This window comes from Limnospira platensis NIES-39 (assembly GCF_026000695.1).
Classification (GTDB): domain Bacteria; phylum Cyanobacteriota; class Cyanobacteriia; order Cyanobacteriales; family Microcoleaceae; genus Limnospira; species Limnospira platensis.
This window is the reverse complement of the sequence record NZ_AP026945.1, coordinates 2,465,647-2,490,681: the sequence shown is the minus strand read 5'-3', so window position 1 is coordinate 2,490,681 and position 25,035 is coordinate 2,465,647. Positions and strand designations below refer to the sequence as shown.

Below are 25,035 nucleotides of genomic sequence, written 5' to 3'. Positions count from 1 at the left end.
CTACCCCCTTAATAGCTGTTTAACCGTCCCTACCAGTTCAGTCGGCTGAAATGGTTTGGCGATATAAGCATCTGCCCCCTGTTTCATGCCCCAATATCGATCGAACTCCTCTCCCTTGGAAGAACACATCACAATGGCAATTTTTTGAGTTTTCGGATCAGACTTGAGACGGCGACACAGTTCATAGCCATTCATGCGAGGCATTACAATATCCAACACCACTAGATCGGGAGAGATTTGTTGAACTTGTTCTAGTGCCTCTACACCGTCGCTTGCTACCGCGACTTTTAAGCCACTTTCTCTCAGGAGATTTGAGATCATCTCCCGTTGTGTCACACTGTCTTCTACAACCATAATTGTATTCATACTATCTTGCTGAGTTGCTGGGTTCTAAGTTAACTGAGGCAGGGCGCGGAGGGACTGGGGCATTTCCAATATAATTCGGCCAACCCTCAGCTCCGAGACATTCCAGTTAGAGGCCACTGGCTTGATTGCAACCGCGATATTCCACCCGCAGAGTTGAGTTGCTCAAATCCTTAATGCGAATGGATTTCATCTCAAGTATACCTAAGTTCGCTACGGATTGATTACACTTTGGCTAGACCGAATGAGACTGATACATTTACGCGACATTTATCCGGCTATTGCCTGACAATGCGACGATAGCACTATTACCCGTTAAGGTAACAGAGGCGGTATCCCGCAAAGCTTTTAGAAAGATTCCAAAAGCACCGTTCCAGTCCCTGGGTAGAGTGAACCCACACTCAGGACATCAGAACACTTTTGAGCCACCTAGCTGGGAATGGACATGACCACAGTGAGTACAGGTTTTGCTGGTGTATTCTTCCGTCACATCTACAACTGTGGTTCCAGTTATTTCCCCTTGATGTCTCAGGGTTAGTTTGAATCGATAATGCGCCCATGTCAGCATGGCTCGGGCAGTCTTGGATTTGATTTTCCGCTTGGCTTGGGCAACCATGTTGGAAGTCTCGAAGGTGGGCCGAAAAATTATGCTGTAGTCATTAGTCAAGTAATGAGCAATTTGCTTGTGGGCCTCATCCACTAAATTCCGGATTTTAGTTCTCATTCGTTGAGCCGCTTGCCTCATCCGGCGTCGCCGTGAACGATTAAGTTCCTTGGCGATTCGGCTCATCAAATCATCCAAATGTTGACATAACCTAGTAATGCGTCCTATATCTCCGGAGCCCAATTCCAGAAACCGAGAGCCATCAAACCCGGTCATAAAAGTTCGGACGCCTGGGTCTAATGCAATTACGCCATTCGCTTCAGTTCGGGTAACGGCAACTGGTTCAGGGAAAATCGCCAACCATCGACCTTTGGTAAACACCAACTGAGTCCCTTGCCCGCAAGTTTTAGGGATAGCTTAGGAAACCATGAAAGTTAATCCTTTCGTGAGTCTTGGATACCAACTCCCTGAAGAGAAATTAGTATTATTGAACTTAATCCCTTGAGAGCTGTCACGACAACTTCTAAACCTTGCATCAGGACTGGCGGTCAAAGCCTGATCGGCATCAAAGATGGCATTTTGCCGAATGTGGCCGGGTGTTTCTTTGACCCATTCGGGTAAGTCGCTCTGCATCACTTCGTTGCGTAATTTCAGTTTGCTTAGTCGTTTACCACTCCGGGATAATGCAATTGCTTGGTTGTAGCAATACCGACAAGCAGCCAGCCATTTGCGCCAGACTTGATTTAGCTCTAGGCTGGGGTAAATCCGGATCTTCTTTGACCTGAGTTTTATATTGACTCCGTCCGTATAATCGGGAACTGAAGCAGTGGAGGATGGCGAGAATGTCCTCAACCATTTCTGGTTCTCGACTGAGACTTGTCTCGTTGAGAACCATGAGTGAGCACCTGTTTTGCTCACAGAGCCATCGAAACAAGTCCCATCCAAATCTGGCCAATCGGTCTGGGTGGGCAACGACAACCATGCGGACATCTCCTGACAAGACTTGTCCCAGTCAGGCCAGCATTTTCTTTCCCTTGAAGTTGAGCCCGCCTCCGATTTCGGAGACGACTTCTGCTTCGGGGTAGAGGTTGGACAGTGCGGCCACCTGTCGGTTGAGGTCGGACTGCTGGGCGCGGCTACTAACTCTGGCATAGATAACGACTTTGCGTTTGTCACTGCGTGATGGCATCAGAATATGACTCAACGTTGTATCGTCGTTGCCCAGCGGGGGTTATGATGGTCTCGATTGAGCCATTTTCGTCCCATCTGCGGAGTGTTCTTTCATGGACTCCAAGGATTTGGGCCGCTTCCTTGGGTTTGACATATCTGGCAATAGGTTTATCCTCAACTCTTCTCGCTTATTATACCATATTGCCCTAAAATGTTAACCTAATTTGAGATTAAATCATGCTCTTCCGAGTCAAGAGAAGGCCACTTATGGGAAAAAGCTTCTGCGAGTTGACTTTCTAGCTTCAGGGAATGGCCGTCCGCTGTACCAATATAGTTTTCTACTAGGGTAAGTAACTCCCCCTTGCTAAACGGTTTGGTCAGATAATTGGTCGCTCTCACCATTCGGGCTTTGAGGCGATCGATAAATCCATCAATGCCTGTTAGCATGATAATCGGAGTTTCCCGAAAAGCACTAGAACTTCGCAACATCGCGCAAATTTCATATCCATTTAGTTCCGGCATGGCGATATCGCATAAAATCAGATCTGGTTTCAGTTGGAAAACTTGACTTAATGCCTTCAGGGGATGACCTATAGCCGTCGCCTCGTAGCCATGCTGGGTTAAGATTAACTCCACTGTCTCCCGAATTACGCGATCATCATCAATACAGACAATGCGGGGAATCTTACTCTCGAACTGAGAACGGGGGTACGGACTTGGTTCGGTCGGGGGAAAGCGCAGTTGCACAAAACCCTGTTGTACAAAAGGATAGATCGCCTTGGTGACTGCGACAATATCTCGGTTCAAATAACGGGAAATTTGCCGGAAAGTGGTTTTTCCGTCCGCCCAACGGGTTAAAGTTTCAAAGACATTGGGACGCACTACTTGTCTAAGTTTGTCTGGGTCTAAAATGAGGGGGCACTGACTGGGGGATTGGATATGGGGGTGAAAAGTTTTCCACTCCTGCACCTGTTTCATAATTTTAGGTAACACCGTGTTGATTTGTAAAGTCATTAATTGCGGTGCTAGGGGTGAACCCATTTCAAAGTTAAAAGCCCCGTGGTGAAGGCTGAGAAGGTCGAATAGAGTTTCGGAAATCATCCCATGGAGAATGCTGCGCCCCTGGGTGGGGGTAATCGCGTTTTGTTCTAGTAGCACCCACAAATAGCCGTATTCGGGCGCGTTAACTGCCGTAATTGACGGCACTTCTAACTCATTGAGGACTTCTGTTAACTTGTAGCGGTGCAGGTAGTCCCGCAGTCTTTTCAGGCTACCCTCGCTTTCCCCAGCATAGACAATTCTACCGTTGGAGCAAAAAACTAGCCAGCAGTTACCCTTAAAGCGATCGCTATATTTTTCCGAAACTACCGAGGCGGCGGGGCTATAGGCTTCCACCATTAACTGACCTGTGCGTTGACCGACTTCGACCAACTGCAATATACTGCGGATATCGATTTCATTTAAAGAGCCTTGCATGAAGCCGCTTGGCCTCCCGACGATCGCTTAAATTTTTTAATGTCCTCATACAACTCAATAATAATGGGATTGAGGAGGGTAAGGGCAACATTACTGTCTACGCTCTCGTTAGGATAGCATAAATAGTGAATTAACTCAATCCATCGTGGTGGATAATGTATAATGGACAATTGATAATGGTGGACGCGGGTTCTCCTAGGGCTTCACCTCCTCCCTCTGGGTAATACCCCATCACTTGCCCCCGGCAATCATGAAGAATTGTTAATTATTAATTATTAATTATTCCATTGAGAATGGTGGACGCGGGTTCTCCTAGGACCGCACTTGCCCCCGGCAATCATGAAGAATTGTTAATTATTAATTATTAATTGCTTATGGCTACTCTGAATCTGAAACCTTCCCACAAAGCAGTAAAGTCCTATTACCAAACATTACAAAACTTTACTAAATTCGGAGCCGCCAATGAAGGGGCGGTTAAGGTGGCTTTTGCCGATTTATTAACTTCCTGTTGTCAGCAGTTTAATTGGCTGTTGGTACAGGAAAATAGCCTCAAGTTAACCGAGAAAAAACGCATCCAAGTTGATGGGTTATTGGTGAGAGATGATACCCTCAAACATGGGATTTGGGAAGCTAAAGACACCGCCGACGACCTCCCCAAGGAAGTACAAAAGAAATTTGCCAAAGGCTACCCCAAAGATAACATTATTTTTCAGTCTCCTGAGCGGGTGATTATTTGGCAAGGGGGAAAACAAGTCTATGACCAGGATATCACCAAACCAGAAGCACTGGTCGAAAGTCTCAAGCTGTTTTTTGAATATCGACCACCACAGATAGAAAATTGGGAGAAAGCAGCGGCGGAATTTGGGGAGAAAGTGCGCGGCTTGGGGGAAAAACTCGTTGATTTAATCGAGAGTGAACGCCAAACTAATCCCAAGTTTATTGATGCTTTTGAAGGGTTTATTAACCTGTGCCGTCAGTCGATTAATCCTAATATTTCTGATGCGGCTGTGGAAGAGATGCTGATTCAGCATTTACTCACGGAAAGGATTTTTCGACAGATTTTTAATAACCCCGATTTTACCCGGCGCAATATTATCGCCGTGGAAATTGAGAAGGTGATTGAGACTTTAACCTCCAAGTCCTTTAGTCGGGCTCATTTTCTGGGAGATGTTGATTATTTTTATCGCGCCTTGGAAGAGGCGGCGGCGACTATTACTGAGTATAGCGAAAAACAGCATTTTTTAAACACGGTTTATGAAAGGTTTTTCCAAGGCTTTTCGCTCAAGGTCGCCGATACCCATGGGATTGTTTACACGCCTCAGAGTATTGTGGATTTTATGGTGAAAAGTGTGGATGAGATTCTCCGCACCGAGTTTAATAAATCTCTGAGTGATAAAGGGGTGCATATTCTTGACCCGTTTGTGGGGACGGGTAACTTTATTATGCGGATAATGCGGGAGATTAGAAAAACTGCCTTATCCCATAAGTATCAGCAGGAGTTACACTGCAACGAGGTGATGCTATTACCCTATTATATCGCTTCGATGAATATTGAGCATGAATATTTGACGGCAACCGGACAATATCAGCCTTTTGACGGGATTTGTTTGGTGGATACTTTCTCGGTTCAAGAATCATTACAACTGGATTTATTCACTCCCGAAAATACCCAACGAGTCAAGCAGCAGCAAAGTTCCCCCATTTTTGTGGTCATTGGCAACCCCCCCTATAATGCGTGGCAGCAAAATGAGAACGACAATAACAAAAACCGCAAATATAGCCAAAGGGGAGGGGTCGATAAACGGGTGGCGGAAACTTATGCGAAAGACTCGAAAGCGACTTTAAAAAACTCTCTATATGACCCCTACGTTAAGGCGTTTCGCTGGGCGGCTGATAGAATTGAAGATGAGGGAATTGTGGCATTTGTCAGCAATAACAGTTTTATTGATGGCATTGCTTTTGATGGAATGCGGCAGCATTTAGCCCAAGATTTTGATGCAATTTATGTTTTAGACTTGGGAGGTAATATCAGAAAGAATACTAGCAATCAAGCGATTTATAATGTTTTTGATATCAAAGTAGGGGTGAGTATTAACCTGTTGATTAAAAGGAAGGAAGGTAACAAATCTCAAGGTCAGATTTACTATGCAGCCGTGGGTGAATTTTTGCGAAAAGAGGAAAAATACGCCTATTTACAAAAATCTCAGCATTGGGGTGGGGTTGACTGGGAAGAGATGAAACCGGACAAAAAACATACCTGGTTAACCGCAGGGTTGCAGGCGGATTTTGAAACCTTTATCCCCATGGGAAGCAAGGAAAGCAAAGCCGCCAAAGGAGAAGCAACGGGGGCTATTTTTAAGATTTATAGCAATGGGGTAAAAACTAATCGCGATGCTTGGGCGTATAACTTTAATCCTGATGAATTAGCCGCCAATATTCAAAGGATAATCGCCACCTATAACGAACAAACCAGGAAATGGCTTGATTGTCCCGACAAATCGGCTAACGTGGATGATTTTGTGACCTATGATGATGCTAAAATTAGCTGGTCGTCAACGCTTAAAAAATATTTGCAGCAAGGGGTTATAGTAGAATATGACCAGAATCATATCAGACAGTCTCTGTATCGTCCTTTCACCAAATCTAGGCTTTATTTTGATGCTTATTTAAATGACCGTTGCGGTCAATTCCCTTACATATTCCCCACCCCGGAGACAGAGAAAGAGAATCGGGTAATTTGTGTGGTGAATGAAGCTCAAATACCATTTTCATCACAAATCACCAACTATATTCCTTGTCTTCATTATGGCGGACGACAAACTCAATGTTTCCCCTTCTACACCTACGATAAAGACGGAAGCAACCGCCAAGAAAATATCACCGACTGGGCTGTAGATGCCTTTCGGGAAGAATACCAAAACCCGGCTATCAGTAAATGGGATATTTTCTATTATATATATGGGCTGTTACACCATCCCACCTATAGGGAGAAATACGCCGACAACCTGAAAAGGGAGATACCTCGCATTCCCTACGCGCCCGATTTTGAGAGTTTCGCCAAAGCCGGAAAACGTCTGGCGGAAATTCATATAAACTATGAACAACAACCGGAATATCCCCTAAAATTCATCGAAAATGATGAGGTCCCGTTAAATTGGCGGGTGGAAAAGATGAAACTGAGTCAAGATAAAACCCAGTTAATTTATAACGAGTTTCTGACCTTGGCGGGTATTCCCCCGAAAGTGTTTGAATATCGCCTGGGAAACCGATCAGCTTTAGATTGGATTATTGACCGCTATCAAGTTAAAATAGATAAACGCAGCGGCATTGAAAATGACCCCAACCGCTTAGACGATGAAGAATATATTGTTAGGTTAATTGGTCAGGTGATTACAGTTAGCTTGGAAACGGTGGATATTGTGAATAACTTAGCCGCCCTGGAGTAAGGAAAAAATGATGGTCTCCCCCCAGCCATATCGGTGAGTTATGGAAACCTTCCCAACGGGGGAATTTTCCCTCGCGGAACCCTTGACAAATCTCGCCTAATATGGTAGGTTAAAATCCCAGGAGAAAATGAGCAAATTGTGAGGGTCGAAATGCTCAGGAATATGCAGGAAATATCTAGCAGGAATCCTAGGGAGTTCCCCCTATCACCCCACGGACGAGATTGATGTGGTTGCAGAAGTTTTCCATAATGACAATATTACCGCTGACGGTAACGGTGGGATTAATCGAAGTAGGAATTACGCCACCGTCGCCCGATCGCATTAAGGAATTAACATCCTTTTTGGGTGCGGCAAGAATTCCCACAGGTTTGGTATTTGAGGAAACAGAAGTTGGGGGACTGTCGGGGATAACCTATAACCCGCAAAAAGATGTATATTATGCGGTGTCGGACTCCCAAGGCGATCGCGGTTACGCGAGATTTTACACGCTGAAATTGCACTGGAAAGACGAAGCTTTCCGATTAGAAGCAGTGGAAGTAATAGGAGTCACGCCCATATTAGACCCCAACGGGGAAGCCTTCCCATTGTATAGTTTAGACCCGGAAGGCATTGCTTTCACGGGAGAAACGGTGTGGATTTCTTCAGAGGGAAATATGGCGGCGGGTTATCCTCCGTTTATCAAGGAGTTTTCCCTAGAGTCGGGTCGCCAATTAACTCAATTACCCATCCCAGAACAATTGTTTTCGAGGGATAATCCTAATATAGGGGTGAGAAATAATCTGGCGACGGAAAGCCTGACCCTGACCCCGGACGGGAAAACCCTATTTACAGCTACGGAAAATGCTTTAATTCAAGACGGACCCGCCGCCACGGTTAACCAAGGGAGTCCTAGCCGGATGATCCGCTATAATTTGCAGACAGGTTTAGCAGATGGTCAGTTTCTGTATATGACAGAAGCGATCGCCGGTAGTTCCCTGCTGTCTGAGACGTTACAGCTTAACGGACTGGTGGAGTTGCTGGCTGTGAGTGAGAGGCGGTTACTGGCTTTGGAAAGGTCTTTTTCCCTGGATAGGGGATTTGTGATCCGCCTGTTTGAGGTATCTTTGACCGAAGCGACGGATATTGGGTCTGTAGATAGCCTCCACAACCAATTAGAGGGAATTACCCCAGTGAGGAAAACTCCGGTCTTGATTCCCCCAGAGATACAGGCTGAGGTAATCTGGGATAATCTGGAGGGGATGACTTTTGGGCCGATTTTACCAGACGGAAGGCGATCGCTAATTATGGTCAGCGACAACAATTTTCACCCCCTACTACCAACCCAGATCATAGCTTGGGCGATCGCGCCAGAGTTATCAGATAGCGCCAAACCCTCTGTTCAAAGGCTTTGGGAGTGGTTGGGAAAATTTTTTGACTTCAGGGGTTGACAAAACCAGGATAATGGTTGAAAATAGATTTTGTGCTTAAAACGAAGCACTAACAACGATAGACTCGAAAATCAGAGTCTTAAATAAGGGACTGTAGTTCAATTGGTTAGAGCACCGCCCTGTCACGGCGGAAGTTGCGGGTTCGAGCCCCGTCAGTCCCGTTTTTAGCTGTGCCTTATCCTAACGGCGATAACTGGGAAACACTTAACCCGATAGTCGTATCGTCACACTCAATATGCACTCCATTCAGTCTTAGTATACGGGACGATTGGTGCATATCCTTTAGCAACAAATCTTAATTATTGACGGGTTAATCAATAAACACAACTTAATCAATCTGTCAAATACCCATACCACCCCCCAACCAAACACCGATAGGGTAACTCCCTTGTGATAGCAGTCAATAGCAAGCCTATCGGTTCGTTCCTCACCATTGACTGCTATCACGTCGGTCGCACCCCCAAGAGTGTTTGTTCCGGTTGGGGGGAGGATATGTTTCCAAATCAACCACGACAACAGCAGAAGATAATTCCCCAAGCTATCAACGTACAAAGATACCCCTATCAATGTACAAAGATATCAGACCGCCTTTCCGTGGACTAGACCTATAGGTAAACCTATGAGCGATCGCCTATCGGGTTATCTATGGGTCTGATTCATAATCCTCGGTGAGGGGAAACTATGGGCTATCATCTGGCTGATATTAAAAGTGCGATCGCCTAATCTAAACTATCTCCTACCGGAACCAACCCGATACCCCTAAACAACTTTTCAACTGGTGACAATTACCGAGCAGAAACCGATACCAACATAATCAGTTCACCCCCAAAATCTTAGCCGTAGGTTGTAGGTAAAGCTATCTGTTGGGGGTAACTTAGTTCTGGGTAATATCTGGACATGATAGGGTAGGCATTCATATTTTAGAAGTTACATAATGTATTTACATTATGTAAATGAGTGCGATACGTTCAGGCATGAAATAGGGTTGAGATACCTGAAATAACCGCCTGGTAGAGACTTCAAGCCCCTGGGTGAATATAAGGAACGCACTCCTGACCATCTCTATAACTGTTTATATGTCCCAACGTTCGGTATAGAGATATACCAAACAAGGCAGGGAACCCAAGGTCAAAATGAACTAACTTATACAAATTCCTCATAGGAAGCCCAGAAATGGATAAGTAAAAGTTAGGAAATCAGGGTAACGGCGATAGCCACCCCCAATTTCAGGAATCACAACCCCAGGATTGAAGCGGGGAACGGAAGGCGTGAAGTAGAACCTACTACCATACGCGACCACTGCCAACCATCCATGATTAGGGAAACCGAATGTCCGGCTTGAACCATCGTAATTATCAGGTAGCGAAACAGGTTGATACGCTGCGCTCAAAAGAGTATGGGGAAAAGTAGGAGTTTCTTCATAATACCTACACAGACCTTTAGAAGTACCCCGGTGGAAAGGACAAATCTCAAGATGGAATGCCCATATAAGCGGAACGTTTTTAACCCCTTCTAGGCTCTGACAATCTGGTCGAGAAAGTCAGTAGTAAAAAGTGTAAGCGCAAGCCTATTAGGGGGTGAGATGTGACCAAAAGCCAAAGCCCGGTTGTAATGACAGGGATATGCTAACAGGTCACGGTTTGATTGTAAAGAAATAGAGCCTAGTAGGTGTACAAATGGCGATAGCGAGTTTAAAGAAAGGGTTTGGGAAACCAAAACCAATCAAGACTACGAGCAACGCATGGAAGGCCATCCCATGGACTAAGGTTCAACGGAAAGTTTTCAAGCTCCAAAAGAGTATATTTCGAGCAGCTAAATCGGGACAAAATGCTAAGGCACGAAGGTGGCAACGTCTATTGGTGAAATCATATTATGCCCGGCTCCTAGCAGTGAGACTGTAGGGGCGGGTTCCACGGTCAGCCATGCTTCCCAACAGTCAGCTTAATAAACCCGCCCCCCAAGCGGGTCAAGGCAAGAAGACAGCCGGGGTTGATAGAGTAAGAGTAATCTCTCCGAGACAAAGGTTTGAACTGGTCAAGAACATTAAGGGAAACCTCAAAGCAAAACCACTGCGACGGGTTTGGATTCCAAAACCTGGTAGGGATGAAAAAAGCTGGAATAGGAATACCCACAATCCAAGATAGAGCAAGGCAAGCCTTGGTTAAGTCGGCTCTCGAACCTGAATGGGAATCGAGATTTGAAGGCACAAGCTACGGGTTCCGTCCAGGACGGTCAGCCCATGACGCAATCAGCAGAATTTATATTGCCATAAATAAGGGACAATATTATGTTCTTGATGCTGATATAGCAAAATGCTCTTACCGTGAACCATGATTACCTACTGTCCAAAATTCATTGTCCAAGCCGCCTAAAAAGAGACCTGAAACAATGGCTCAAAGCGGGAGTGCTAGACAACGGTGTATTCGAGGATACAGAAACAGGGACACCCCAGGGAGGGGTAATAAGTCCAATACTCGCCAACATCGCACTGTTGGGGATGGGTAGGTTAATAGGAAAAATGTATCCCCAAAATACCAACAACAAACCATTTGCCACGGTCATACGATATGCCGATGATTTTGTAGTCATATCCAAAGACTTAGGAATCATTGAACAGTGCAAAACTGCTATTTCTGAATGGCTAAAGCCTGTTGGATTAGAGATTAAACCTGAAAAAACTCGAATCTGCCATACACTCAAATCTATTGAGTATAACGGCAAAGCAGAGGAACCCGGATTTGATTTCTTAGGTTTCAATATTAGGCAATATCCTGTAGGAAAATATAGAACTGGGAAAATTCCACATGGGAAACTATTAGGACACAAAATTCACATAAAACCCAGCCAAAAAGCAGTTGCCCACACAGAAGTGATAAAAGGTGTAATTAAACAACATAAAACAGCACCTCAGTCAGCCCTGATTAACAAACTAAACCCAATTATTAGGGGATGGTCAAACTATTATTCAGGGGTAGTCTCAACAGAGACCTTCAATAAGCTAGACAACACAGTTTGGCAAATGTTAAGGGCATGGACAGTATCAAGATGCGGAAAGTCAAGTTACGAAAAGCTAAGAAATTATTTCAGACATAGAACAATTAAACTTAGCAATGGGAAAGAAAGACACGAAAATTGGCTGTTCCAAACCAAAGATGGGTTACATCTGTTCAAACACAACTGGACTCCAATTGTCAGACATACCTTAATACGTCCTGACGCAACACTTTATGACGGAAATTGGACTTACTGGGCAACCAGGAAAGGACAAGCAATCGACACGCCAATTAGGGTAGCAAAACTACTCAAAAAACCAAAAGGTAGATGTACCTGGTGTGGGGAATTCTTTACCCCATCAGATTTAATTGAAATAGACCACATTGTACCTAGAAGCCAAGGCGGAAAGGATGACTACAAGAATCTTCAATTATTACACCGCCATTGTCACGACGATAAAACAGCTCTTGATGAAGAGATGATGCTGTACTCTTAACAAGGAGACGGTCAAACTAGGAGCCGTATGAGGTGAAAGTCTCATGTACGGTTCTGCTGCTGAATGGGAGGGGTAGACCGTGAGGTCTATCTCGACCCCTAATAAAAATACATAGACACCCCCTGCAGTTAGAAACCATAGGGGGCCATTTAAGTTATTGGGTTAGCTGTTAGCTGTTAGCTGTTAGGGTTTACGCTTGTTTAGGGTTACACCGATAAAACATAGCTATAGCAGCTTGTTGAATCTTTTCGTTGGTAGTCTGGTCAGATTTTCCGATATAGATGTGATGGTTGATTTTACCGTCCCAGCCCTTCAGGTTCCAGTACGCGAAATTGTTGATAGATGTTTTTTTGCAAGCCGTAAACCTTTTGCCGTTTAACTCAACAGAGAATGACTTGTTTTTTCTCAGGTAGTCAAACCATTCGGGTGTATCTAGTTCTACACAAGTTCCACCGGGGCCCTGTAGAAAATTGCTGAAATTTCCAGTATGTAGGCTGATTACTGGTAATAACTTAGGCATTGAAGTCACCCCCCATAAAGATATCGCTACTGTAACCATTGCCACTAAAGTCGGACATAAATGATACTGGTTCAATAACTGTCTCTTGAGACGATACCCATTTTTTCTATACCGTCATAAAATCAACAGCGGCGTTATGAGCTATTTCGGCTAATTTCACCCTGGTATCTTGGTTAGCGTAGGGGATATCTCGTGACATAATTTGGGCGTAAATATCACGTGCTAATTCCGCGATAACCATTAAGCTTGCTTGTTCTTAGTTCATGGTTTTGTGTTTCCTGTTTTGACGAAATTATTTAACTTACTTGAGGATTTATGGCATGATTAAAACTCATCGTCATTTTCTTCTTCGTATTGCTTGATTTTTTAGTCCAACAATTAATTGATTGCTGTAATCAAGGAATTGTGCATAACCAGAAAAGTGCTTTCAAGCTCCAACAGACGACATTCATCAAATTGTGTAGGACAATCGGCAAGTTCTACAGCGTCCAATATAGAGACTAGCTTGCTGCTTAACCTATCACTAAGATAGGTATTTGGGTTAAGTAGTTTACCCAAGTCAATTGTCATGGTTTTATCCTATTAGTGTGTTGTTTGCCGTAGTTTACCGTCATCGCGGACGGGTATTTACTGGACTTTATCTATTAAGTGCTTTGTGTAATTCAGTTCCTTAATCAGCAATTGCTTTTTAAGTTCAGTAATGGTTAATTCTTTTTCGCAATCATCTAGTATTGACTTTAATGTTGCCAAACCATCTTCTTTATTAATGTTGTAAACTAAACTGTCTACCATAGTATTAAACTTCACAAACATCTGATTGTTGATATCTGCCATCATTGTGTTATTCTCCTAGGTCAATGAACTAATTGGAAGTCAAATGATTTGCTTCCACAGGTTTTTACCGTTGACATTAATCATGTGATATCCTCTGTTTTTCATGAAATTGGTTAATTCATTAACAGTAACCCTTGAATCTAAATAACCATCATTTTTGGCTTTTTCTATGGCCATCTTCAGAGTCTTAGGATCAATGTCTGTAACTGGTTCGATTAATTCAGGAAAACCTGCTTTTGTGGCTTGCTTATTTTGCTTAGTTTTGCTCTCAATACTTGGAGCGATAAAATGGTCTAAGAATTGTTCTGTTCCGCTAGATACTGCGAATATTTTGGTTTCTGCTAATTCCCAGTAACGGTTAAATGCTTTGATTTAATTATCTATTGATGTTTTGTATATCATTGAATGAGTAGCAATTACATCAATGGATAATCTGTAGTTAGCTATATCTTGTTTCCTTTTTTGTAGTCCTCTTTTGGTTTTAGCGTAATTAGTGCAATTATTCATATCTCTCCAAAACATTTCTAAGCGAGATGATATATTACCAAGATTTATATCCTCAATATCCGAAAGTTCTGACAATTCAAATTGATTCCCTGCAGATTCTTAACTTGTCATTGATTGTCTCTTTTTAAACCACATAGTAAACATCCTTATTTTAAGTTCGTTAAGTTCCCAAAACGTCCATAAAGGATGTATTGAGTTAATTACTTTTAAAGCGAAAGCATTAAAAATCATGTTGTGACCGGGTGTTTGGCTGCTAATTGTTATTCGACTATTTTTCCTGTTTAAGACTTTAAACAGTGAAAGCATATTTTCATTTTCAATTAATAAATTGGGGGGTGATATCCTCCCAAACCAATAAAAAATTACGTTCAAACTCCCTTTGTAACGGGTCGTAATATCAATATCTTTCTGGCTGTATCTTGCTTGTTTCTCAGTGAAGCAAATGTGCTGTTAGCTAACACTGTGTCGGTGCGATACAGTGAAGCCGCAATAGTAGCTATCTGGCTTTTACCCGTTCCACTAGACCCCCAAAGAAACAGACACCCAGCGGTTGACATTAGCGTAACAGGTGAGCAAATAAAGCTAGTAATAATTGGGAATTGAACATCCGGATAGGGTAGGATAGCACAAGCCCTACATATTGACTCAACTTGTGTCCCTAATGTACCGTCAACAATTATTTCCTCTAACTCATCTGCCATTGAATCGCGTATTAGTCTATAATCAACATAGTCCTCAGACATGGTAGTAACCTCTTAGTGTGTTGGCTTGCTGTCTGGTAGTTATCCCGCCAATATTGGGGGGATATTTTATGTTAATTAGCTGAGTTTCATCAGCTCAATTAACGCGATTAGGGTATCAGGGTCTAATTTTTGAACCTTGTTGTATAAGCTGTCAAAATCATGTTCATAGTCAAGGATTTTAGCAGTAAAATATACTCGTTATTCCCAGGTTTTGGATTTGGGTTTACCACCAAAGCCACCATTTTTTTTGCCAGACTTTAACTCAACAAAATCAATGGCTTCTTGTAGAGTGTAGCCAGAAATAGTAGATTCAAAGGTATCTAACGCTGTACTGTATTCAAGAATAAATTCCGCTAAATCGTGCTTATTCTTGGCTGAATCAAAATCATTTGAATCAGTGGTATTATCTAATTCAAGGAGTCGCTCGGCTACCCGTGTGGCTGATTGTCCTAGATTTACAGTTCCGGTAAACATCATCGTGCCGTTAGTTAGCAGCTTGTCACCTTCGACTAGGTGAAGTAGTGCTAATTCTACTGAGGTTGGCTTGTACTTCCGTTTTTCCCTTGATACTCGCTTGAATATTCTTCAATGCAGAAACGTACAGCAATTAATTGTTCCTCAAATTTCCAGCTTCTGTCATTAAAGTTCTGAAAATCACCGCTTAATCCGACACCAACGAGCCATAGGTGAGGTTGCTGTACGAGAAACATAGCGCTAGTAATTTCCAGGAATGTGCCTGATTCTCCAGATTTAACTGCACTACAAAACGCGAATTTATCGTCATCTCTTTTACCGTAATATCCAATACTCATGATTACTCTTCCTTAGTTAATTGTTGATTGTTGATTGTGTTAGGTGATTTGATTCTGGCTGCAATTTGGCGACAACCATACCAAAACATTGGATTACCTTACCGGATAGCTGAACTCTAAACTGTGATTGTTTAGTTAGCTTAATAATTGCAGAGCCTTGATAATCACCACGTGGTCTGTAACTACCCATTACCTGATAGGTAATATTCTTGACTTCAGGTGTTTTGTGTTCCTCAATATGTGTCAAGACTTGATAAGCCACAATGATTGTATTTTGGTCAAATTTATGGGGGTTATAATGGCTTTGCACAAGTTCACCATTGAGGCTAAATATGCCTTTATAGTGTAGATTTATCACGGTTGCTGTTCTCCTATTAACTTAAATTATTGTGCTTTCAGATGTCGTTGGAACTCATCGATATTCATTAAATAAATACCTGGCCAACGATAAGACCTGTTCCGAGTGACAAACCAAATATCTTCAATCATTCCGGGATTAAGGTAATTAAGCAATTGCATCTTGAGTTTAAACTCGGTTGTTAGCGTTCCCTTTACTTCGATGTATTGGTTGAAAACTGGACTATAAAAGTCTGGCTTCCATGTAATTGACTTCCAATCATTACAGTGATCAACCAAAGTTAATCGGGGGTGTATTGATAGGTTGTCATCATACTTTTTGAGTAGGTGATACACCTTGCTCTCTAGCGTTGATGCAAAGTAATGCCCCTCATCATATTGTCCTTTGGCGTGATACTTGTTAATCATCATTATTTACCTCCTCTTTATCGCCACCAGATTCAGCTTGATAAATCCTCCATTCTTCCCGGCAATATTCAAGTGCTTTATTGAGAATTTCCTCAATTTTATCTGGGCGTAATGGGATTAATTTTTTTCATCATTTTTCCCACATAATAAGCCAGAAATTCATGGTAAAATTTAACGGCTGTTAATTGCCATTGAAGTTTTCCTCTTCCTGCATAGTTAGGAACCTTTATAGCAAACGACATTCCCATATACATCAACGGGTCAAGTTTAATATTCCTGAGATTTAACCGCACTTCTTTCCAGTGCTTTGATATCATGGTGATAGTCCTCGATGTTTGGTGTATTGGCTACCTTTTTACGGGTAGCCTTTTCTATTTCCCAATTAGACTGCTGTAATTAGACTGTTAGGGATTAACCCTGAAGCCAGACTGAAAATGGGTCAGGGTCGGTTGATAACTCAGGGATATCCGGGCCAACATGATTATCGGAGAGATTAAAAAAGTGACCCTCCAAGGCAGCGATATCGTCAGCAATAGCACCAGAAACTTTACGTGGCATCTTGACACCACCACCAAGTTTAATCAGAGTTAGAATAGCTTTAATGCTATTCTTTAACGCGATAATCTCAGAGTAGGTTAATTCCAGATTAAAGTCCTTTTCGTCCGTTACAGATGCAAACACTAACTTTTCTTTTAATGTGTAGATAGGTGATGTTTTGGGATATGGCAGATAAGGAACTACCTGGTCAAGAAATCCGGCAAAGTTGCTGAACCTTTTTAAGATTGCCAGATATTCACTAGGTGAGAGTCCATGTGTATCCTTGGTTTTTACGCTGTCTTTGTCAATCTGGTAAATAGCGGTATTTTGGTCTACTAATGTATTTTGGTTTTTACGCATCTGTCAGTTATTTTCAACTCATTGACAAAATCATTTTTAAAAAATACGATTGAGTTATTGAGTTGGAAATCACTGTTTTTGATATTTTTGGTTGTTTATGATTATTATTTTTAACCTAATTAATACTTATAAATAAATCAGAAATATATAAGCCCAAAAAATAAAAGAATTATTGACTTTATACCATAATTGTGAAATGTTTAAATTATCGCCACATACAACTCAAACAAAAGACCACTATTTTTTTATATAGTGGTCAATTCTCTTTGTCTACTTTTTGGCGGTTTATTTTTTCTTACTCTTACTGCCAGGTGACTTAACAGGAGCATTAGCAGGAAGATCACCCTGTACTTGGTTTGGTGCTTCACTTCTCTCAACAGTTAATTCACCCAGGTTAGCTAGGGCCAGCCCATCGCTGCTAGGAATTCTGAACATACTGTTATAGGTTCTTAATGATGCTGGCTTGATAGTAAAATAGTGAGCAAATACATATAACAAGCCACTAACAGAAACGATAGGAGGTGCTTTAATACTGATAAATCTCAGTATTTTTTCGCCTACCCGTGTTTGGGTGTATTTACGCCAATAGCCAGGATTAACCGGGGCCTCAACAAAGAAACGAGTGTATTCAGCCTTCTTGTATGCTCTTACCCGACTGCCTTTTATGATATTACGTCTGTTAGTATTAGGCGTGGAAGTATTCCTAACAGGTGGTGTCCAAATGGTTAAGTTCCTGACGGCCGTTGGTTCATTAGATACTGACCCTCCACTTAAAACGTGGAGTCAAAGCATAGGCATAGGTACGCCTATTTTTGAAGTTGCATCTACTGGAACTTCAACTACTAGACTACGACCTAAATGTGAGCCTTTGGCTGTGGCTAACTTTTCTACCCAGTCTTCTTTGTCTCTGTTAAATGCGTCGCTTAAAGGCATAATAACTCTCTTGTTCTACATGATTTAAGTCAGGGTAGGTAAAACGATGATATTAGTGCCTACCCGATATCTATTAATCAACAAATAGCTCTGTAGCTATTACATCAATACTGCCGTCAGTAGGGTCTAAAACATCGTCTGTTGGAATTGACAATGAAACAGTTACGAGACCTGTAGCCATATTTCGGGTATAAGCAGTGACTACGGTTGCACCATCAGGATTATTACTTGCAGTCGATTGCATTCGTTGGGTTGGCTCAATAATTTCAAGTAATTGGTTTTCCAGTGTCGCAGCACCTAGCGTTTTCTTAGTAGCTATAATCTCACCTTGATTTTATTCAATACCTAGACTATAGCAGTGTATTTGCTGATTGTGGCTGCTATGGTTCTTTCAACAGAAGCTACATATATGTAGCAGCTTTTGAGTTAAACGCGACGGTACGCTACCAATACCAACATTACGCTAACTACCAGTTTAACCATGTCTAAGTATGTTCGTAATCTCTTTCATCGTGGATGATAGTTAGTGACTGATATGACTCAATGATTAGGTTGTAGTTGGGGGTTGATTTCCAGTTTTTAACTCTAACGATGTCCTCGTAGCTTTCCGTATGGCATTATCAACCCAACTAGGTTTTCTCTGGAAATGTAGAGGAATTTTGACTTGGGTTTTTCTAGGGTCTTGATACATCGCCAAGGCACTACTTTCACCTAAGTCGATTTTAGCTTGTTCAAATTTATCAATTAATTCCCAGTTAAGTATTTTCACTTCACTGATATACATTTTGCTCTCTTTGATTCTTTTCGCATTTTCCCTACCGCCAAAACCTTTCCTTTCCTCGAAGGTAATAGGATACACGATTTTAGCGTCAGTTAAATCAACTAATTGTTTACAGATATTTTCTGCCTCATTTTTACTAAATTCATTAATAAAAAACGCAAACTTTCTACCATTATTTATAGTGCAATTAACTTTAATATTTTCTTTAGTAAATGCTGACTGGGTTGAGTAAATATCCTTTGTAACCTATCCCATGTAATTTTATCCCTACTAACCGACGGTAACTCTATTTGAGTTTTTTGCAGTGTTGACTGCCTATTTTTAGTCCAATATGGAGGTTTTTCGTAGTTGTACAAAACCAAAGTTAACTGTATTTTAAGATTAGCTGACGTACTGATTTCCGGAAAATCACCTGACCCTACAAATTGCCCTATATCTCTATTTCCTAGTATTTCAGTTTGAGCCCAAGCATTAGTTACGTTTTCCGGTAAATTACGCAGGCTTGACACTAGTCTAAATCTTTATCCATTGTTTTCTATAACCGCGTTAACTAATTGTTGTTGTCTATTTTCTTCTATTCTTTGTAATGCCATATATTCATCTAAACCTTGAGCGACTAACACAATAGCCTCTTTACAGTTCTCGCTAAACTCATCCCCGAATTCCTCGGAACTGTCTTGGTTCCAAATAGTGTTAATATTTCCGTCATAGCTTTCTGGTAATTTCTCCCTAGCTTCCCTTCTCTGTTTACCGAAACTCCATTCTTCACCTTTTTCGTCACCCCACTTTTCAATCGTTCCTTTACCAGCAGTAACCATTGAAACAATAGCCGTTGCAAGTGTTGAAGGACTTTTATCTAAAAACATTTTAACAACCCGTCTACCGTGTTTAAATAACGTCCATGCTATTGCTTTCATAGCCATGTTAAATGACTGTTTAACGTATGAACCGACAGCTGTAGATACTTCCATAAGCATTTCATGCCCCTTGCTTAATGCTACATGCATAGCGGCCGCTTTATTGAGAAATGCAAGACCTGCTACTGGTAAAACACCACATACTAATTTCCCAGCCATATTACCTAAAAACCCAGCCGTGGTGGTTATAAATTGTCCGGCAATATTTTGGATGTTTCTATCAATATCACTATCGCTAATATTCCAATTAAAATTCCAAAAGCTGTCCCAATTAGAGGTAATAAATGTCGCTACTTTCTCAAAGCTAAAGTTAGATAAAAACTTAGTAATTCCTTCCCATAGCCAACCTCCAAAACTTTTGCCCCATTCAACAACTTTACCAGTAACTTTTGCCCATAATGTGCCAAACCAACCCATCTCTTGAGTAGATGTTCTCTGGGCTAAATTAACTTGTCTAACGCCATTCCTACCTATACTGCTACGGGTTTGACGGCTAGACAAGCTACGAGTACTCCTTAGCATTCTTGCACTTCTGGCAACCATTACAAAGTCCCTCTTAGTGGGTTATCGCCGTCAATCAATTCGGTTTCTATCTTGATATCAGGAAAGTCTTTTTTCAATAATTCTTGTACTTTCTTGGTTTCCTGTTCTCTGATATCGTCTTGTTTTTTCATTGAATCATATAACCGCGTTAAATCGGCTAATATGTCTTTGGCTGGGTCATTACTGTTCACCTGTAAAGTACCTTGAGCACGTAAGCAAATATTTCTTTAATTTGATTTAATGTTGTTTGTCATGTTTCTTTCGCATCCTTCTGGTTGGTAATCTTAACCTGGCTTTTATTGGGTTCTAGTAGTTCCTCAAAATTATCAGCTTCTGGAGTAAAGGCTGTTTTAATTTTTGCGTATTTTTTCTCATTAGTAAATTCTAAATAATCAATTATTTTAGATACTTCACTACCAGCTTTAAAGGCTGCCGCGTGAGCCAAACCTGCTTCATATAACGCCGTTAAAACAGCGTTTTCTGTAACCTGATGAGAGATAAAAATTTCCATTACCATACCAAATATTTCAGCAATTGATTCAGCTAAGTTAGGTAATTTTATTTCGGCTTTTTCTTCTGCTTTTATCATTAGATTGACATCATCAATCTCTACTTTAACTTCAAATTCACCCCATCTTTCATCATCGATGTCAAATCTGTACATTAGCCATTCTGGTAATGTGTTTATTCGTTGAATTATGTTCTCTGGATTATTAGCATTAACCGTTATTTTTTCAGGCATTTCAGCCGGAAAGGATTCAGGGTCTAGCAACTCGTAAATCCTTCTAATCATTCCGCAACAACACTCTTCGTTCATATCTGGTATTGTTATCGTTCGTATATTTTCAGGTTCTTTTTTATTTTCAGGTTCTCCTCCTCCGATGCCTGGCGGGATATCTTTTGTGCTCGCGGAAAAGTTGGGAATTACATAATCAAATTCTGTGCATTCCATCCACGAATCACAAAATGCACCTACACTTTCATACATTAAATCAGGGTCGCCGTATGCCCACTCAGACTCCCACCGTCCTTGCCTATAAAAAACCTCTCACTTCCTGTTGGTTGAGGAGTTTCCCCCCACCTCGGATTCCCACCCATGTGACTAACAAAAGTGATGCTACTTCTACTTGGTGGAGGATTACGGCATCCCCCGCTACCCATTTGTCTGTCGAACTCTTCAACGCTGTACTTTTCATCAGCTTTTATGGTACAACCGATATTGCCATTTCCGCCATTTCCATTGTCTGAATCATCATCTGAATCATCATCTGAACTATCGCCTGGTCGCCTTCCTTTATCATCATCAATTTTGTCACCTGAATTAGGACCCCCAAAACTTCTCCCGCTACCACCACCGCCACTTCTGCCGCCGCGTGGTTTTTTACCTCCCTTTGGTTCATCTCTCTTTGGTGGTTCCTCGTCTACTCGCCGCGCATCATCTTCCCTTTTCCACCTACCATGGTCTTCTGGGTTAATTCCACGCGGCACTCTGGTGATTGGGTCCCAAGGATTTACTAATCCGGGAACACCTCCTCTATCTCTTTCCCTTGCATACGGTAAACCCCTACCAAAGTCCATTGTTGAAGATGTTTGGTCGCCTAAATCTCCTGCTAAACCTGAACTTACTCCTCCTGACCTACCAATATTCCTGGGTGTGCTTGACCTAATAGTATCTTTAATTTTTAGAGTGTCTCTAATTTTTAGAGTGTCTCTAACCATGCTGAATAATTATTGAAGGCTATTAATAAATTAGAAATATTATATAATATTACAAAATAATTGAGGACTATCCATGAGGGGAATTAAAAATATGGCTACGGAAATTAATGCCAGCAATTGGCATAACGCCGTAGAGTTATTTAATGGCGCGATTTTAGAAGGCTTGATAACTGACAGATGTCGTTATGATATTACCGCTTACGCTTATGTCTCTAGCTTGAATGCTAGGTGCTATATCCCTAGTCTCAATCAATCAAAAATACCCAAAATTTATCCAGAATATAGTTATTATCAAAGATGGGAAAAGAAACAAGATGTGTGACAAGGTTCTATCAGCTTACCGGTATTTTATGGGAACCTAGCAACAGAAAACAGGTTAAATCTAGGTATCGTAAAACTCCCTTATTCTGGGGGGATTCACACAGAAAACCTATTGATTGAGTTGATTACCAATCAGACAGAAGGATTAGCTATAGATTCACATTCTGTATGAAAAGCTAGATGTTTAAATCAATTGCACAATAATGATTAAATTAATATTTTTGGTATGGCAGAATACCAACTTGATACCTTACCAAAAACACCATCATTAACTCAACCCGAAATTTTGGTATTTCCGTAGGTAATACCCCTACACTTATCCGCGCCGCCAATACTTACAGATATCGCTTACACTTGCAGAATACGGGTAGCGTTGGGGTTTGGTTTAGTCATGGACACATCAGCAATTGCATACCAGGTCAATGTTTATGGCTACCCCCTAATACTGCATAGGATGACGAGTTAAAATCTACTGCCAGCATCTATGGAATGACAGAGGATAGTGTTTCGCAGATTGTCGGGTTAGAGCAGACAATCACTTACTAACCGACTACAATAGAATTATTTAAGAGGTAGGTGATTATGAGTTTCTCAGTTTATAGCAGTGTTTTAAATTTAGACACTCTCAATATTACTGCTAAGATACCAGGTACTCCCGTTACAAGCACTATTAGTTTAACGGCTAATACAGTTGCCGAATGAGTAGCAGAAAATGCTAACACAAACTGGCGTAATGTATTTATCAAAAACCCGTCTAATATACCCGTTCATTTGATTTTAGACCCTACCGGCGATAGCGTGTCAGACGCTGCATTTTCGGTTAAACCAGGTGATACAGTTATGCTAACAATTGGTGGTAGCGATTTACAAGCTATCGCGGAATCTAGCGCTAACGTATCAATAACTTTAATTGAATTTGTTACTGTAGGTTAATAATAATTAGGGGGAATCCCCCCTAAGATGAATATAGAGGCAGTTATGACTAATTTCAACATTTACTCTAGTAAATTTGGGCAATCAACCGATGACTTGCCAGAAGGTGAAGTTAATCTGTATTTAACTAATGAACGGATACAAGCAGTTATTGACTCCAATACTAATTTAGTCAAATTAACTCAGTTAACTTGGAATAATATTACTAATAAACCTGGCACTTTCCCCACATCTACTCATTCCCATAGCTGGACTGAAATAACGTCCAAACCGTCTACGTTCGCGCCATCCGGTCACGGTCATCTATGGGGCGACATCAGTAGTGCGCCTGCTACCGCAACACGGTTACCTACTTGGTCTGAAGTTACAAGTAAACCGACAACGTTTACTCCATCAGAACATACACATACTATTGCAAATGTTACAGGACTTCAAGGTGCATTAGACGGTAAAGAGCCTACTTTTACCAAAAATACAGCATTTCATAAAAACTTCGGAACAACTACTGGAACTGTAACCGAAGGTAACGATGTCAGATTATCAAATGCTAGAACGCCAACTAGCCATACACACGGTAACATTAGCAATACCGGAACTATAGGTTCTACGGCTAATTTACCGTTAATTACCACCACATTAGGCGCTGTTACTACCGGTACTTTCGGTAGCACGGCAAATACATTTTGTCGTGGTGATGATAGCCGCCTTTCCACCAACCTAAGCTACACTACCGGGGCAGCCCAAGGGACGGTAACAAGCAGTACCGGAACTAACGCTACTATTCCAGCAGCTACGACGAGCATCGCCGGTTTATTAACTTCTGCTGATAAATATAAATTGAATGGAATAGCCGCAGGCGCACAAGTAAATGTAGCAACTAATTTAGGAGTAACAGCAGGAACAACAGCAGGTCCTGTAGTTACATCATCAACAGGAACTAATGTTACTTTACCTACAGCTAGTGCAACTAATTCAGGGATAATTACAACTGGGAATCAGACATGGACAGGAGTTAAAACATTTAATTCATTAATTACCGGGTCAATAAGTGGAAACGCCGGAACAGCAACAGCACTTCAAACAGCAAGAACAATCAATGGAACAAGTTTTAATGGAACAGCAAATATTACTACTGTAAACTGGGGAACTGCTCGGACTTTAACAATTGGTTCTACAGGCAAATCAGTAAACGGCTCTGGAAATGTAAGTTGGAGTTTAGCAGAAATTGGTGCTTTACCAAATCTTTCAATAACTGTAACAGGAGATTGGAATGATGTGTTAACAACAGGTTTTGCTCAAGGGAGTTCTCTTTTAAATCAAAGTCCGGGAAGTTCATGGCGTTTTTGTACTGTACAAAGACATAAGAATTCTGCGATTTCTCAAACAATGATACCTTTTGGAGGAGAAGATATTTATCAAAGAAATCGTGTAAATGCAGTCTGGAGTAGCTGGCAACAATTAGCTTTTACAAGCTCTAATATTACAGGTAATGCAGCAACTGCAACCACGCTTCAAACTGCTAGAACAATTAATGGGACTTCGTTTAATGGTAGTGCCAATATAACAATAACTGCCAATACTCCTAATACATTAACAAATGGTACGGGATTAACTGGAAATAATTTTAATGGGAGTGCTGCAACAACATGGGCAGTTGCTTACGGCAAGCAGGCACAGCCTGTCAAGGTAATGATAGTAGATTATCTGACGCTAGGACTCCCACAACGCACACACATTCAAATATTACATTAACAGCAGGAGATGGTTGATCAGGAGGAGGAACTTTAGCAGCTAATAGAACAATTAATGTAGATTCAACTGTAGTTAGAACTAC

At 41.5% G+C, this 25,035-nt stretch carries 24 protein-coding genes, 1 tRNA gene and 6 pseudogenes; 10 read left to right on the top strand and 21 right to left on the bottom strand.

Translation table 11 applies throughout. The features are described from left to right. The 5 genes and pseudogenes from N39L_RS12275 to N39L_RS12255 form a co-directional block, all read right to left on the bottom strand. The gene (locus N39L_RS12275) at positions 1 to 366 is read right to left on the bottom strand and encodes a response regulator transcription factor (RefSeq protein WP_006617199.1); all 366 of its coding nucleotides are present in this window, start codon (positions 364 to 366) and stop codon (positions 1 to 3) included. A 256-nt stretch (positions 367 to 622) separates the two neighbouring features. Then, positions 623 to 1,351: pseudogene (locus N39L_RS12270) on the bottom strand (RNA-guided endonuclease TnpB family protein). Positions 1,352 to 1,384: 33 nt separating this feature from the next. Further along, positions 1,385 to 1,600 carry a hypothetical protein gene (locus N39L_RS12265; RefSeq protein ID WP_014276758.1) on the bottom strand — a complete coding sequence of 72 codons (216 nt, stop codon included), beginning with the start codon at positions 1,598 to 1,600 and terminating at the stop codon, positions 1,385 to 1,387. Positions 1,601 to 1,709: 109 nt separating this feature from the next. Continuing rightward, positions 1,710 to 2,301 (bottom strand): annotated as a pseudogene (locus tag N39L_RS12260) (IS607 family transposase); the annotation flags it as partial. A gap of 55 nt (positions 2,302 to 2,356) precedes the next feature. Further along, positions 2,357 to 3,613 carry a response regulator gene (locus N39L_RS12255; protein WP_006616255.1) on the bottom strand — a complete coding sequence of 419 codons (1,257 nt, stop codon included), beginning with the start codon at positions 3,611 to 3,613 and terminating at the stop codon, positions 2,357 to 2,359. A 374-nt stretch (positions 3,614 to 3,987) separates the two neighbouring features. Here N39L_RS12255 and N39L_RS12250 point away from each other — a divergent pair, with 374 nt between their 5' ends. The 7 genes from N39L_RS12250 (at position 3,988) to N39L_RS12220 (ending at position 11,976) form a co-directional block, all read left to right on the top strand. Next, entirely contained in the window at positions 3,988 to 7,059 is a 3,072-nt protein-coding gene (locus N39L_RS12250) for a type ISP restriction/modification enzyme (RefSeq protein WP_014275353.1), read from the top strand. Positions 7,060 to 7,307: 248 nt separating this feature from the next. Then, the gene (locus N39L_RS12245; RefSeq protein ID WP_043469013.1) at positions 7,308 to 8,486 is read left to right on the top strand and encodes an esterase-like activity of phytase family protein; all 1,179 of its coding nucleotides are present in this window, start codon (positions 7,308 to 7,310) and stop codon (positions 8,484 to 8,486) included. An 87-nt stretch (positions 8,487 to 8,573) separates the two neighbouring features. Further along, positions 8,574 to 8,647 (top strand) — tRNA-Asp (locus N39L_RS12240). Between the two features lie 1,515 nt (positions 8,648 to 10,162). Further along, positions 10,163 to 10,387 carry a reverse transcriptase N-terminal domain-containing protein gene (locus N39L_RS12235; protein WP_014274626.1) on the top strand — a complete coding sequence of 75 codons (225 nt, stop codon included), beginning with the start codon at positions 10,163 to 10,165 and terminating at the stop codon, positions 10,385 to 10,387. A 21-nt stretch (positions 10,388 to 10,408) separates the two neighbouring features. After that, on the top strand, positions 10,409 to 10,630 hold the full coding sequence (locus N39L_RS12230; protein WP_014274625.1) for a hypothetical protein: 222 nt from the start codon (positions 10,409 to 10,411) through the stop codon (positions 10,628 to 10,630). After that, positions 10,590 to 10,820, top strand: a complete 231-nt coding sequence (locus tag N39L_RS12225) for a reverse transcriptase domain-containing protein (protein ID WP_014274624.1) — start codon at positions 10,590 to 10,592, stop codon at positions 10,818 to 10,820. Before N39L_RS12230 ends, N39L_RS12225 begins: the two co-directional genes overlap by 41 nt. Next, complete coding sequence (locus N39L_RS12220) at positions 10,810 to 11,976, top strand: group II intron reverse transcriptase (RefSeq protein ID WP_014274623.1); 1,167 nt, start codon at positions 10,810 to 10,812, stop codon at positions 11,974 to 11,976. Before N39L_RS12225 ends, N39L_RS12220 begins: the two co-directional genes overlap by 11 nt. Before the next feature lie 190 nt (positions 11,977 to 12,166). Here the strand turns inward: N39L_RS12220 and N39L_RS12215 are convergent, their stop codons facing one another. The 16 genes and pseudogenes from N39L_RS12215 to N39L_RS12140 all read right to left on the bottom strand — a co-directional run bounded on the left by N39L_RS12215 (position 12,167) and on the right by N39L_RS12140 (position 21,947). Continuing rightward, on the bottom strand, positions 12,167 to 12,496 hold the full coding sequence (locus N39L_RS12215; RefSeq protein WP_014276168.1) for a hypothetical protein: 330 nt from the start codon (positions 12,494 to 12,496) through the stop codon (positions 12,167 to 12,169). After that, a pseudogene (locus tag N39L_RS12210) lies at positions 12,489 to 12,737 on the bottom strand (hypothetical protein). The gene N39L_RS12215 and the pseudogene N39L_RS12210 overlap by 8 nt, the downstream one beginning before the upstream one ends. A gap of 137 nt (positions 12,738 to 12,874) precedes the next feature. Next, complete coding sequence (locus tag N39L_RS12205) at positions 12,875 to 13,066, bottom strand: hypothetical protein (protein ID WP_014274621.1); 192 nt, start codon at positions 13,064 to 13,066, stop codon at positions 12,875 to 12,877. Between the two features lie 57 nt (positions 13,067 to 13,123). Then, positions 13,124 to 13,333 (bottom strand): hypothetical protein, encoded by a 210-nt coding sequence (locus tag N39L_RS12200; protein ID WP_006616304.1) that lies wholly within the window; start codon positions 13,331 to 13,333, stop codon positions 13,124 to 13,126. Between the two features lie 872 nt (positions 13,334 to 14,205). Beyond that, positions 14,206 to 14,580 carry a hypothetical protein gene (locus N39L_RS12195; protein ID WP_006616303.1) on the bottom strand — a complete coding sequence of 125 codons (375 nt, stop codon included), beginning with the start codon at positions 14,578 to 14,580 and terminating at the stop codon, positions 14,206 to 14,208. Between the two features lie 198 nt (positions 14,581 to 14,778). Then, positions 14,779 to 15,057 carry a hypothetical protein gene (locus N39L_RS12190; protein ID WP_006616302.1) on the bottom strand — a complete coding sequence of 93 codons (279 nt, stop codon included), beginning with the start codon at positions 15,055 to 15,057 and terminating at the stop codon, positions 14,779 to 14,781. A 53-nt stretch (positions 15,058 to 15,110) separates the two neighbouring features. Then, on the bottom strand, positions 15,111 to 15,392 hold the full coding sequence (locus N39L_RS12185; RefSeq protein ID WP_006616301.1) for a hypothetical protein: 282 nt from the start codon (positions 15,390 to 15,392) through the stop codon (positions 15,111 to 15,113). A 16-nt stretch (positions 15,393 to 15,408) separates the two neighbouring features. Beyond that, on the bottom strand, positions 15,409 to 15,750 hold the full coding sequence (locus N39L_RS12180; RefSeq protein ID WP_006616300.1) for a hypothetical protein: 342 nt from the start codon (positions 15,748 to 15,750) through the stop codon (positions 15,409 to 15,411). Between the two features lie 26 nt (positions 15,751 to 15,776). After that, positions 15,777 to 16,160 (bottom strand): DUF1064 domain-containing protein, encoded by a 384-nt coding sequence (locus N39L_RS12175; RefSeq protein ID WP_006616299.1) that lies wholly within the window; start codon positions 16,158 to 16,160, stop codon positions 15,777 to 15,779. Next, positions 16,150 to 16,474 (bottom strand): annotated as a pseudogene (locus tag N39L_RS12170) (hypothetical protein). The gene N39L_RS12175 and the pseudogene N39L_RS12170 overlap by 11 nt, the downstream one beginning before the upstream one ends. Before the next feature lie 94 nt (positions 16,475 to 16,568). Next, the gene (locus tag N39L_RS12165; RefSeq protein WP_006616325.1) at positions 16,569 to 17,054 is read right to left on the bottom strand and encodes a hypothetical protein; all 486 of its coding nucleotides are present in this window, start codon (positions 17,052 to 17,054) and stop codon (positions 16,569 to 16,571) included. A gap of 1,006 nt (positions 17,055 to 18,060) precedes the next feature. Further along, complete coding sequence (locus tag N39L_RS12160) at positions 18,061 to 18,306, bottom strand: hypothetical protein (protein WP_006622122.1); 246 nt, start codon at positions 18,304 to 18,306, stop codon at positions 18,061 to 18,063. Positions 18,307 to 18,534: 228 nt separating this feature from the next. Continuing rightward, complete coding sequence (locus N39L_RS12155) at positions 18,535 to 18,846, bottom strand: hypothetical protein (protein WP_006616324.1); 312 nt, start codon at positions 18,844 to 18,846, stop codon at positions 18,535 to 18,537. A 98-nt stretch (positions 18,847 to 18,944) separates the two neighbouring features. After that, a complete protein-coding gene (locus N39L_RS12150) occupies positions 18,945 to 19,277 on the bottom strand; it encodes a hypothetical protein (RefSeq protein ID WP_006616323.1) in 333 nt (110 codons plus the stop codon). A 12-nt stretch (positions 19,278 to 19,289) separates the two neighbouring features. Beyond that, on the bottom strand, positions 19,290 to 20,228 hold the full coding sequence (locus N39L_RS12145; RefSeq protein WP_231852018.1) for a hypothetical protein: 939 nt from the start codon (positions 20,226 to 20,228) through the stop codon (positions 19,290 to 19,292). After that, positions 20,228 to 21,947: pseudogene (locus tag N39L_RS12140) on the bottom strand (hypothetical protein). The gene N39L_RS12145 and the pseudogene N39L_RS12140 overlap by 1 nt, the downstream one beginning before the upstream one ends. Positions 21,948 to 22,020: 73 nt before the next feature. On the opposite strand from N39L_RS12140, the gene N39L_RS12135 reads away from it, so the two are divergent. The 3 genes and pseudogenes from N39L_RS12135 to N39L_RS12125 all read left to right on the top strand — a co-directional run bounded on the left by N39L_RS12135 (position 22,021) and on the right by N39L_RS12125 (position 24,953). Then, the gene (locus N39L_RS12135; RefSeq protein ID WP_006616146.1) at positions 22,021 to 22,269 is read left to right on the top strand and encodes a hypothetical protein; all 249 of its coding nucleotides are present in this window, start codon (positions 22,021 to 22,023) and stop codon (positions 22,267 to 22,269) included. Between the two features lie 581 nt (positions 22,270 to 22,850). Then, positions 22,851 to 23,201 (top strand): annotated as a pseudogene (locus tag N39L_RS12130) (hypothetical protein). Positions 23,202 to 23,246: 45 nt separating this feature from the next. Continuing rightward, on the top strand, positions 23,247 to 24,953 hold the full coding sequence (locus tag N39L_RS12125; RefSeq protein WP_231851969.1) for a pyocin knob domain-containing protein: 1,707 nt from the start codon (positions 23,247 to 23,249) through the stop codon (positions 24,951 to 24,953). Positions 24,954 to 25,035: the final 82 nt, after the last annotated feature.

What these genes read in the sequence shown, in the direction of transcription:
- N39L_RS12265 (WP_014276758.1), bottom strand. Translation starts at nt 1,600, where the DNA reads ATGCAGAGCGACTTACCCGAATGGGTCAAAGAAACACCCGGCCACATT.
- N39L_RS12135 (WP_006616146.1), top strand. Translation starts at nt 22,021, where the DNA reads ATGAGGGGAATTAAAAATATGGCTACGGAAATTAATGCCAGCAATTGG.
- N39L_RS12250 (WP_014275353.1), top strand. Translation starts at nt 3,988, where the DNA reads ATGGCTACTCTGAATCTGAAACCTTCCCACAAAGCAGTAAAGTCCTAT.
- N39L_RS12165 (WP_006616325.1), bottom strand. Translation starts at nt 17,054, where the DNA reads ATGCGTAAAAACCAAAATACATTAGTAGACCAAAATACCGCTATTTAC.
- N39L_RS12230 (WP_014274625.1), top strand. Translation starts at nt 10,409, where the DNA reads ATGCTTCCCAACAGTCAGCTTAATAAACCCGCCCCCCAAGCGGGTCAA.
- N39L_RS12200 (WP_006616304.1), bottom strand. Translation starts at nt 13,333, where the DNA reads ATGATGGCAGATATCAACAATCAGATGTTTGTGAAGTTTAATACTATG.
- N39L_RS12185 (WP_006616301.1), bottom strand. Translation starts at nt 15,392, where the DNA reads ATGAGTATTGGATATTACGGTAAAAGAGATGACGATAAATTCGCGTTT.
- N39L_RS12175 (WP_006616299.1), bottom strand. Translation starts at nt 16,160, where the DNA reads ATGATGATTAACAAGTATCACGCCAAAGGACAATATGATGAGGGGCAT.
- N39L_RS12275 (WP_006617199.1), bottom strand. Translation starts at nt 366, where the DNA reads ATGAATACAATTATGGTTGTAGAAGACAGTGTGACACAACGGGAGATG.
- N39L_RS12195 (WP_006616303.1), bottom strand. Translation starts at nt 14,580, where the DNA reads ATGTCTGAGGACTATGTTGATTATAGACTAATACGCGATTCAATGGCA.
- N39L_RS12255 (WP_006616255.1), bottom strand. Translation starts at nt 3,613, where the DNA reads ATGCAAGGCTCTTTAAATGAAATCGATATCCGCAGTATATTGCAGTTG.
- N39L_RS12125 (WP_231851969.1), top strand. Translation starts at nt 23,247, where the DNA reads ATGACTAATTTCAACATTTACTCTAGTAAATTTGGGCAATCAACCGAT.
- N39L_RS12215 (WP_014276168.1), bottom strand. Translation starts at nt 12,496, where the DNA reads ATGCCTAAGTTATTACCAGTAATCAGCCTACATACTGGAAATTTCAGC.
- N39L_RS12145 (WP_231852018.1), bottom strand. Translation starts at nt 20,228, where the DNA reads ATGGTTGCCAGAAGTGCAAGAATGCTAAGGAGTACTCGTAGCTTGTCT.
- N39L_RS12225 (WP_014274624.1), top strand. Translation starts at nt 10,590, where the DNA reads ATGAAAAAAGCTGGAATAGGAATACCCACAATCCAAGATAGAGCAAGG.
- N39L_RS12205 (WP_014274621.1), bottom strand. Translation starts at nt 13,066, where the DNA reads ATGACAATTGACTTGGGTAAACTACTTAACCCAAATACCTATCTTAGT.
- N39L_RS12245 (WP_043469013.1), top strand. Translation starts at nt 7,308, where the DNA reads ATGACAATATTACCGCTGACGGTAACGGTGGGATTAATCGAAGTAGGA.
- N39L_RS12235 (WP_014274626.1), top strand. Translation starts at nt 10,163, where the DNA reads ATGGCGATAGCGAGTTTAAAGAAAGGGTTTGGGAAACCAAAACCAATC.
- N39L_RS12190 (WP_006616302.1), bottom strand. Translation starts at nt 15,057, where the DNA reads ATGATGTTTACCGGAACTGTAAATCTAGGACAATCAGCCACACGGGTA.